This is a genomic window from Amycolatopsis sp. NPDC004378 (assembly GCF_053602455.1).
This window is the reverse complement of the sequence record NZ_JBSGDR010000061.1, coordinates 1-1,689: the sequence shown is the minus strand read 5'-3', so window position 1 is coordinate 1,689 and position 1,689 is coordinate 1. Positions and strand designations below refer to the sequence as shown.

General features: G+C 71.7%; 1 pseudogene. It reads left to right on the top strand.

Going from position 1 to position 1,689, the window contains the following annotated elements:
* Positions 1–359: 359 nt before the first annotated feature.
* Positions 360–1,689, top strand: a pseudogene (locus tag ACWEN0_RS49985) (hypothetical protein); the annotation flags it as partial.

Here is a 1,689-nt window from a genome sequence, read left to right as displayed (position 1 = left end):
GTCGTTGCCGAAAGCGGTGCGGGCGGACGGGTCGTTGAGCAGGTTGAGCGTGAATTCGTACAGCGACTGCGCGGGGTTCATCGACCAGGCTCTCTCTGTGGGAACGGGTGGCGCCGCCGACCACGGGCGATCGCCGACCGCCCCAAAGCTAGGGCCCGCAGCGGTGACACCACATCAGGTGCGGCACCTAACAGTGATCTTCCAAATCCCTGAGGGGATCCGAACATGCGTTAGGGGGTAGCTCGAAAGTGTGGTCTGCGTCTCGCTGGTAAACAGGGAGTCACCTCGCCCATCTGGTTCGATCGACGGTCTCGAATGACTCACAGGTGACCATTCCGGTCCCCGTGACGGGAGGTGTCGTGAAGGAGCTGCTATCGCCGCAGGTGCGGGAGCTGCTGGCCGGGATCGACGCTCGTCCGGGTGACCCGGTGCGGCTGGTCCTGACCGGAGCACCCGGGCACGGCAAGTCGACGGTCTTGAACGCGATCGGCCGGCGATACCGCGCTGCCGGCGTCCCGGTGATCGGCCGGGACGGCCTCGCTGCTACCACGCCCGCCGCGGATGCGGCGGTGCTGCTCGACGACGCCGAGACGCTCACCGGTGAGGCGGGTGCCGCAGTGCTCGGACTCGCCGAAGCCACGTCCCGGCTCGTGCTCACCCACACGCCAGGAGTAGCGGGCCCGGTCATCACCATGCTGGCCGGGTTGCCGGCCCAGTACGTGCGCTTGACGCCGTGGAGCACCGCCGACGTCGTTCGCTTCTCTGGTGACGTGCTCGGGCGACCGCTCACCTGGGAGCGGGCGGTCTCGGTGCAGCGGGCCACGAGCGGGGTACCACGCCTGGTGACGCGCCGTTTGCGGGTTCCCGCCGGCGATGAGCTGATCGATCAGCTGCGGGCCGAGCTGGACGGTCTCGGCGAACCGGGGCTCACCTACCTCGTCGCGGCCGAGGCGGGCGGCCGCAACGACCTGGAACTGCTCGCAGTCGCGCTGAACCGGCCCCGCGATGAAGTGTCCGCAGTGGTCGAGCAGGTCCGGGCCGCAGGACTGCTCGCCGCCGATGGTGCGGTGCCACCGGTCGTGGCGCGCGCAGTGCGCGAGCATACCGGCGCCGACCGCCGGTTGACCGTGCTGGTGCAGATGCTGGAAGCCCAGCTGTCGACCGGGCGGCCGGTCCTCGCGATCGCTCGGGAGCTGCTGCGTCTCGGCGCGGCCGGCGGTCTCGTGGGCACCGGGTACGAGACGGCGGCTGCCGAGGTCGTCGACCAGGAACCCGCGCTGGCGTTCGACCTCTACGCCGCTGCGGTCCAGGTCGGCAGTTCGCGCATCCGCCTGGCGCCGGACTGGGCGCGCGCGGCGGTGCAGAGCGGACGGCTCGACGTGGCGCTGCAGCTCGGAGACGAACTGATGAACACCGCCGAGCCGCACACCCGGACCCAGGGCGCGCTGGTCGCGGGCACGGTGATCGCCCTCCGCGGCGACCTCGCCCGCGGCGCGGAGCTGCTGCGCTGGTCCACCGATCCCGGGGCGGCCCGGCTCGCGGACCTGGCCGCGCTCGCACTCGGCGAGACCGTCGACGACGCGCTCGACGACGTGCCGGCCGGCCCGGCTCCGGCCTACGGGCATGTCGCCGCGCAGCTGCTTGACGGCATCCGGGAATCGGTGGCCGGCCGGCCGGAAGCCGCCCTCG